Consider the following 6,172-nt stretch of genomic DNA (forward strand, 5'->3'; position numbering starts at 1 on the left):
ATCCAGCCTCACCGGAGGAATGGGCATTAACGGTTTAACCAGTGCGACGAACTCAATGGCAGGGAGAGGGCTTGGAATGGCAAAAGGTGCAGCAGGTCGTGCCGCTGGCGTTGTTGGAAAATCAGCTTCGGTTGTTTCCAGTTTTATGAAAAACGGCGTTAAAGGCGGTTAACACCCGTCTTTGCAGGTGGTTGGCCTCACTGCGTGAAACCAACCACCTGTCAGAAGTTTTTCTTTCCGGCGTGTCGTCAATCACTAAATCGGAACCCTTGAAAGGGAACCCCCGATTTAGCGTTTGACAAGTTCGGACTCTTTCGCCAGCATTTCATTTCCTGTCGTCTTCCATCCCTGCCAGCGGTTATCTTCCTGTGGCACTTTTCCCAGACTCATCAGCGCACCGAGTAGCGTTGCTTTATCCATTAATGGCTTGCCCGTTTTCGTATCAACCAACCCAGCCATAATCAACAACCCGGCGGCGTTGTAAAGCTCATGATTACGCGCCTTTCTTTCTGCCTGTGCTTCTGCGCGTTTTTCGGCATTGATAAGAGCCGAAGCACGTTGTCTTGCCTCGTTTGCTTTTACTGCTGCCTTTTCCGCTCTGACCAGTACAGTAAGTTTCTTCTGTTCCTGTGCTGTCGGATTCTGCTTCTCATACAGAACCACAATCAGCTTTTGTTGTTCCGTCGCTGTTTTCAGTCCCTTGATGTATGTAACACGGTCAGATAACCATGCTTCTGTTTTCTCTGTAGCCATTTAAACGCTCCTGATTTTGCGCTGTGATTTTGTTCATTTTATCATCTGGATTCGGTGTGGCAAATGGCATATCCTTATCAAAGAAATTTTGATAAGGCGCACTTAGTAGTTTCTCACTTCGTGAAGAAACTGTGCGTCCTGCCGGAGGCTAAAACCAAAGAATGGCGAGCTATCACCTGTCTGTGAAAGTCGGCGCGAAAGGCAAGGGCGCTTCACATTCCAGCTATATTTCCCGTGAGGGAAAATACAGCGGTTCGTCGCGCTATGAAGACCTTGAGAACAAAGGTTGCGGAAATATGCCAGCTTGGGCTGAGCATAACCCGCAACACTTCTGGCAGGCTGCGGATGAAATGGAGCGCAAGAACGGCTCCAGCTATAAGGAAATCGAGGTTGCTTTACCGCGAGAACTCAACGCAGAACAACGCAAAGAACTCGTACAGGAATTTGTAAAAAAAGAGTTCGGAGACAGCCACGCCTATCAGTGGGCTATCCATACGCCAAAAGCCGCAATGGAAAAGGGCGAACAACCACATGCTCATATCATGTATTCAGAACGCATTAACGATGGCGTAGAACGTGACCCTGAACAGTATTTCAAAAGATACAATGCTGCACACCCTGAACGTGGAGGATGTCAGAAATCCAATACGGCTAAATCGTTCACTCAGCGCAGGGACGAACTTATTTCACTCCGTGAGCGATGGGCGACATTGCAGAACGGACATTTACAGAAGAACGGGCATCAGATTGCTGTCGATCACCGCTCACTGAAAGAGCAGGGAATCGACCGAGAACCGGAAAAACATTTCGGGCCACAGCGCATCAAAAAAATGGAGCCGGAAGCCGTTTCCGCGCTTCTCCAGCTTCGCGCCAGTGAAGGTGAAAAAGAACGTGCCGTTCATGAGGTTAACTCCCTGATTGATGTGAGTGGAGATTTAGCCGCTGCACGTACTGAACGTGACACTGTAGCAAAAGAGGATGTTCGCTCTGGTGTGGATGCTTTCAGGGCGCAATTTGCCCTTAAAAAAGAGATGGAAGAAGGCAAGCAACGTGCACTTGATGCCTTCAAAAAAGAACAGGAAGCCAGACAACAGGCCGAACGTGACAGGCTCCGCAGCGAACAGGCAAAAACAGCGCGGGGTTCTCACTTCGGCTTTGGTAAAGACAAGCAGAACGATAACGACTTTGAAATGTGAGGATTAACGCAATGAGCGACGAGAAAGAGCAGCTTTTTGGAATGATGGCTATCGTGGAAGAACAGCAGAAAGCCGTAGACGGTGCACTGCAAAAACTGGAGCAGGAACGGCAGGCGTTAGCCTACGAACGGGAAGCCCTCGCGGAGCAGGTTAAACAGGTTGCCGAAGTAACCGCGCGGGAAGTGGTGAAATCCCTGTCAGGCGTTCCCCAGGAGCTGGCATCCGGTATCAGCCAGGCAGGTAAGACACTGCTGGCCAGTGCCGAAAACGCACAGACCCGGATTAACGATGCGGCCGGACGACTGGAAAGCGCCCGTAAGAGCCTCAACTGGCGACTGTTTGCCATGATGATTGCTGCCATGCTGGCAGTGATTGCCGTCGCGTTCGTGGCACAGTGGGGGGTTACGCAGTACTACCAGAAACAGGTTGCCGAGGCGCAGCAATCCTACGATTACTGGAATAATCAGGCCACGCAGAAATACAGCGAGGCCAAGAAGCACAAGTGATTCAGCCGAATAGCTGACTGTGAGAGCCGAGCCTTGCCAGTTGCAGGGTTTCGCTGTCAGGGCGGCGATAAATCAGCAGCAAATCCGGCTTGATATGACATTCCCGATATCCTGACCAGTTGCCGCTCAGGTCATGATCGCGCTGGCGTGGCTCAAGCGGTTCATCGTTCGCCAGCGCCATCAGAACCGGCACTAACGCTTCATCGAGGCCAGCCCGATGCTGCCCCTTCGCTTCCCGCTTGTAATCCCGTTTAAACGCGCCTGAGCGCTCAATCGTCCTCATGCAGATCCGCCATCAGTGCCGCCACGCTGTCAAACTGCTTCCCCTTCCCCGCCTCCAGCTCGGCTATCGCTTTTCTGGTGGTGGCGTTGGGGACTTTGACATCAAACGGCAGGCGCTGCTCGTCAGCAACGCGCAGCATCAGCAGCCGGATAGCGTCCGAAACAGACAGCCCCATCGCTTCCAGCGCAGCGGTAGCGCGTTCTTTGGTATTCGCGTCAATACGGGCGCGGACGTAGGTTTCAGCCAGATTCATAGTGTTTTCCTCCGTTCAGACTATAGGTCAATTGTAGTCCTTCTGTGACTACAAAACAACAAGGGCGCTTTTCAGGGTGGTGGGGCTGTTGTTTCCGCATACTCAAAAAACGGCCTCAGAGCCGCTGTAAGCCCCCTTCCCTGTAAAGCCATGCAATCGGTTATCCAGATACGGAAAAAGCGCCTGTGGGCTTTCTGGTGGCCTCAGAATCGAAGATTAACCAGTCTGTGAGCCAGTACCGCTCGCCGCAAGATCGGATTAGGGAGCCATTGCGCAGCTTTGGCGAGTCTGTCCGATCGAGGAAGCGGAAGATCCACTGTTCAAAAATATGGCACGTTCACTCAGTCCTAAAAGATAGAAATAGAAAGGGAAAAACCATAAAAACAACGTATCTACATGATTTTCATGCGTAAGTATAAAAAATGACCATGACACAGCTTGTGACAGGTAACCCTGACATGAGCTGTGTCATGGTCTGGCTGTGATGGTGACAAAAATGTCTTGCTTACGGACACGGACTGATGTCATACTTAGTGCCATATTTGGCATGGTTACATGACACGGGATGACCAAAAAAATGAGCGACGAGCAGAAGCACATAACGCAGCTAATCGAGAGGAATCGAAACCTCAATGAATTGTTGCAACATACTGCGGCTCGATTAGAGGAAGAGCGGAGGTTAAATTTACTTGCGAAAAACCGTATCCCTGGTGGCTATTACATGATGAGCCGTTCGGCAGAAAAAAACCTACGTGCTTTGCAAAACACAAATCCTACCGCTGCATTAGTTTTCAGTATTATCCGTGAGCATATGCAAATAGGGACAAATGCGGTGACCATATCGAACCCAGTGCTTGCTAAAATCTTGAATAAATCGGGAAGAACAATAGCTAGAGCCACTAAGCATTTGGCCGAACATTCATATGTTCAAATTATTAAAGTCGGAAATACAAATACTTATGTAGTTAATGAACAAGTAGCATTTGCTGGTTCAAAAGGTCAGAGAAAGGCCGTTTTTTCATCCACTGTAGTAGCCCATGAATGTGAACAAGATGAAAATTGGGATGAATTAAAAAAACTTAAAGCCGTCCCCATAGTATATGCCTCTGAACGCCCTATTTTAGGGGATGAAGAGCTTCCTCCACCTGATCAATCTGATTTGGATCTTAACTAATGAACTTTACAATTATTCTAGACCACAAAAAATATCAACCTGAATTAGGGGTTAACTCAATTCCAGAATCTTACACAATCACCGTAAGTCGTTCGGACGGAAAAGGGTTATCAAAAGTTGAAGTATTAACAGCTATGCAGATGTGTATAAAAGAGTGTCTCGATAAAGAAGCCATTAAAAATGATTGTTGATATAAAGACTGTTGATACGGTTACTTATGTTATTTTTAAATCAAAAGATCTAACCACTCTTGATGACATTCAGCATATATGTAGTGGAGTGGCCGCGAATTACTCTTTTTGGTCTACATCTGTCACAGAGCAAAGATTTGTTGATTTTATAAAGGAGGTTGAACCAAGAAAAAGTTACGCTGTTTTAATTGGCCGTGATGATGAAGACTGCCCAATTATCTGTTGGGGTGAATTCAGGAATAATTCTTTTGTTAAAAAAATAAGGATGTAAAAAACCATGAAAAAACTAATTGCCATCGCGTCAGCATGTTTATTCTTAGCCGCCTGTGGCGATAAGGTTTATGACAAGTCTTATTACACCGAACATCTGGACGAAGCAAAGCAGGTTGTCGAGAAGTGCAAATCAGGTGAGATGTCTGGCGAAAACTGCCATAACGCTCAGGGTGCGGTTAGTGATGCTGCTATGCGAGAATTACTTCACAAGTAATAATTAGCGCAGCGGCAAGGGATTAGCCCTCCCCCACCGCTGCTAATCACAACTAACTAAACAGGAGTTAGCCATGACTGTCGCAGATCCTACGGTACTCAACATGCGGAAAGCAAGCGCCATGATGACACTTAAACAGTTCTTCCCGGAGTTAACGGAAAAACAGTTTATTGCCAGTGCTGCCTACGCAATGGGATTAAGTCTCAGTAATATTGCAGCCATGAACGGCTGTTCATCTGAGACAACAAAAAAACAACTTCAACGCAGTAAGGAGGCGTTAAATTTAGATACCCTTGAAACCATGAGAGGCGTTTTTGTCATGAGAACGCTCTGGAGCCTGTTATGAAACAAATTGCATTGTACAATACAATAACAGCTCTATGGTTTTGTTTTTATGCTGAGGCAAAGGAAGGCATTTTATTTACACTCAGCATTGTTAAACAAAAAGAAGCAGTTATACACATGATAATTGCGCAGCCAACAACCGCCCAGATTTTCCCGTTGTCTGCAAATAATCAATATAACCTTATTGAAGAAGGTGTATAACATGGCTATTCAGGATTTAGTAACAAACATATTTAACGACCTGACTCAGGTTATTGAAAGTCAGATAGGCAGTTCCGTATCAGCAATTACAACCGCGATTGCTCCTGTGATGGGGGCGGCGTTATTAGTTTACGTGGTATTTATTGCCTATAAAATCATGTACACAAATAACGAAGTATTTATGTCCGAAGTTATAAAGAACGTTATGACGCTGGCGTTAGTATCGGCTTTTACCGTCAGTACCCCCTATTACATCCAGTATGTGGTGCCGTTCGTCACCGGCGCCGGCGACCAAATCAGTGCGGCCATCACCGGAAGCCCTGCCTCAGCTACCGCACTGGATGCCATGCTAAACAATGTTCAAATCAGCATCGATAAGATGATGGATGCAATGCATTTCAGCATCTTCGATATGGACTTGAGTTTGTTATTTAAAACGGCATTCGCCATCGGACTGACTTACATCGGATCGTTCGTCTTTATCTTCTATGCGGCGGCGTACCTGCTGGTTGCAAAATTTATGGTGGGCTTACTGCTGTCCGTTGGCACAATTTTTATCTGTTTTGCCTTCTACCCGCCAACCCGCGGATTCTTCACAAGCTGGTGCGGGCAGTGTCTGAACTACATTCTGCTGAATGTCATGCTTACGCTGACGCTAGGTGTTCTGAATGCGTTCATTACCAGCAAATTTAACCTAGGGGACATGGGTATAGAATCCTCCTTCCAGATAATCATTGTGTTCTTCATCAGCGTGTTCGTCATTCAGCAAATTGGATCGCTCGT

Annotated in this window: 12 protein-coding genes; 9 read left to right on the top strand and 3 right to left on the bottom strand. The window is 47.1% G+C overall.

The window, feature by feature from the left end; genetic code table 11:
• Window positions 1-288 precede the first annotated feature (288 nt).
• Entirely contained in the window at window positions 289-753 is a 465-nt protein-coding gene (locus ACKWMY_RS27625; RefSeq protein ID WP_409487467.1) for a conjugal transfer protein TraD, read from the bottom strand.
• Between the two features lie 161 nt (window positions 754-914).
• On the opposite strand from ACKWMY_RS27625, the gene ACKWMY_RS27630 reads away from it, so the two are divergent.
• Together ACKWMY_RS27630 and ACKWMY_RS27635 are read left to right on the top strand one after the other, a co-directional pair.
• The gene (locus ACKWMY_RS27630) at window positions 915-1,949 is read left to right on the top strand and encodes a MobA/MobL family protein (RefSeq protein WP_409487468.1); all 1,035 of its coding nucleotides are present in this window, start codon (window positions 915-917) and stop codon (window positions 1,947-1,949) included.
• Between the two features lie 11 nt (window positions 1,950-1,960).
• On the top strand, window positions 1,961-2,455 hold the full coding sequence (locus tag ACKWMY_RS27635) for a hypothetical protein (RefSeq protein WP_409487469.1): 495 nt from the start codon (window positions 1,961-1,963) through the stop codon (window positions 2,453-2,455).
• Between the two features lies 1 nt (window position 2,456).
• On the opposite strand, the gene ACKWMY_RS27640 is transcribed toward ACKWMY_RS27635, so the two are convergent.
• Both ACKWMY_RS27640 and ACKWMY_RS27645 read right to left on the bottom strand, forming a co-directional pair.
• The gene (locus tag ACKWMY_RS27640) at window positions 2,457-2,738 is read right to left on the bottom strand and encodes a type II toxin-antitoxin system YafQ family toxin (protein ID WP_409487470.1); all 282 of its coding nucleotides are present in this window, start codon (window positions 2,736-2,738) and stop codon (window positions 2,457-2,459) included.
• On the bottom strand, window positions 2,725-2,991 hold the full coding sequence (locus ACKWMY_RS27645; RefSeq protein WP_409487471.1) for a type II toxin-antitoxin system RelB/DinJ family antitoxin: 267 nt from the start codon (window positions 2,989-2,991) through the stop codon (window positions 2,725-2,727). The genes ACKWMY_RS27640 and ACKWMY_RS27645 overlap by 14 nt, the downstream gene beginning before the upstream one ends.
• Before the next feature lie 565 nt (window positions 2,992-3,556).
• On the opposite strand from ACKWMY_RS27645, the gene ACKWMY_RS27650 reads away from it, so the two are divergent.
• From ACKWMY_RS27650 to ACKWMY_RS27680, 7 genes are all read left to right on the top strand, one after another.
• Window positions 3,557-4,165 (top strand): helix-turn-helix domain-containing protein, encoded by a 609-nt coding sequence (locus ACKWMY_RS27650; protein WP_409487472.1) that lies wholly within the window; start codon window positions 3,557-3,559, stop codon window positions 4,163-4,165.
• Window positions 4,165-4,356, top strand: coding sequence for a hypothetical protein (locus ACKWMY_RS27655; protein WP_409487473.1), 192 nt, complete (start codon window positions 4,165-4,167; stop codon window positions 4,354-4,356). Before ACKWMY_RS27650 ends, ACKWMY_RS27655 begins: the two co-directional genes overlap by 1 nt.
• Window positions 4,346-4,627, top strand: a complete 282-nt coding sequence (locus tag ACKWMY_RS27660) for a hypothetical protein (protein ID WP_409487474.1) — start codon at window positions 4,346-4,348, stop codon at window positions 4,625-4,627. Before ACKWMY_RS27655 ends, ACKWMY_RS27660 begins: the two co-directional genes overlap by 11 nt.
• Window positions 4,628-4,633: 6 nt before the next feature.
• On the top strand, window positions 4,634-4,843 hold the full coding sequence (locus tag ACKWMY_RS27665; protein ID WP_409487475.1) for an EexN family lipoprotein: 210 nt from the start codon (window positions 4,634-4,636) through the stop codon (window positions 4,841-4,843).
• A 73-nt stretch (window positions 4,844-4,916) separates the two neighbouring features.
• Window positions 4,917-5,189 carry a hypothetical protein gene (locus ACKWMY_RS27670; protein ID WP_409487476.1) on the top strand — a complete coding sequence of 91 codons (273 nt, stop codon included), beginning with the start codon at window positions 4,917-4,919 and terminating at the stop codon, window positions 5,187-5,189.
• Window positions 5,186-5,389: a hypothetical protein gene (locus ACKWMY_RS27675; protein WP_409487477.1), complete on the top strand. Its 204-nt coding sequence runs from the start codon at window positions 5,186-5,188 to the stop codon at window positions 5,387-5,389. The genes ACKWMY_RS27670 and ACKWMY_RS27675 overlap by 4 nt, the downstream gene beginning before the upstream one ends.
• A 1-nt stretch (window position 5,390) precedes the next feature.
• A partial coding sequence (locus tag ACKWMY_RS27680; RefSeq protein WP_409487478.1) for a type IV secretion system protein occupies window positions 5,391-6,172 on the top strand: 782 nt, incomplete at its 3' end.

The organism is Serratia sp. J2 (assembly GCF_046269175.1).
In the GTDB taxonomy this organism is placed as follows: Bacteria; Pseudomonadota; Gammaproteobacteria; order Enterobacterales; family Enterobacteriaceae; genus Chania; species Chania fonticola_C.

What these genes read in the sequence shown, in the direction of transcription:
- ACKWMY_RS27625 (WP_409487467.1), bottom strand. Translation starts at nt 753, where the DNA reads ATGGCTACAGAGAAAACAGAAGCATGGTTATCTGACCGTGTTACATAC.
- ACKWMY_RS27630 (WP_409487468.1), top strand. Translation starts at nt 915, where the DNA reads ATGGCGAGCTATCACCTGTCTGTGAAAGTCGGCGCGAAAGGCAAGGGC.
- ACKWMY_RS27635 (WP_409487469.1), top strand. Translation starts at nt 1,961, where the DNA reads ATGAGCGACGAGAAAGAGCAGCTTTTTGGAATGATGGCTATCGTGGAA.
- ACKWMY_RS27640 (WP_409487470.1), bottom strand. Translation starts at nt 2,738, where the DNA reads ATGAGGACGATTGAGCGCTCAGGCGCGTTTAAACGGGATTACAAGCGG.
- ACKWMY_RS27645 (WP_409487471.1), bottom strand. Translation starts at nt 2,991, where the DNA reads ATGAATCTGGCTGAAACCTACGTCCGCGCCCGTATTGACGCGAATACC.
- ACKWMY_RS27650 (WP_409487472.1), top strand. Translation starts at nt 3,557, where the DNA reads ATGACCAAAAAAATGAGCGACGAGCAGAAGCACATAACGCAGCTAATC.
- ACKWMY_RS27655 (WP_409487473.1), top strand. Translation starts at nt 4,165, where the DNA reads ATGAACTTTACAATTATTCTAGACCACAAAAAATATCAACCTGAATTA.
- ACKWMY_RS27660 (WP_409487474.1), top strand. Translation starts at nt 4,346, where the DNA reads ATGATTGTTGATATAAAGACTGTTGATACGGTTACTTATGTTATTTTT.
- ACKWMY_RS27665 (WP_409487475.1), top strand. Translation starts at nt 4,634, where the DNA reads ATGAAAAAACTAATTGCCATCGCGTCAGCATGTTTATTCTTAGCCGCC.
- ACKWMY_RS27670 (WP_409487476.1), top strand. Translation starts at nt 4,917, where the DNA reads ATGACTGTCGCAGATCCTACGGTACTCAACATGCGGAAAGCAAGCGCC.
- ACKWMY_RS27675 (WP_409487477.1), top strand. Translation starts at nt 5,186, where the DNA reads ATGAAACAAATTGCATTGTACAATACAATAACAGCTCTATGGTTTTGT.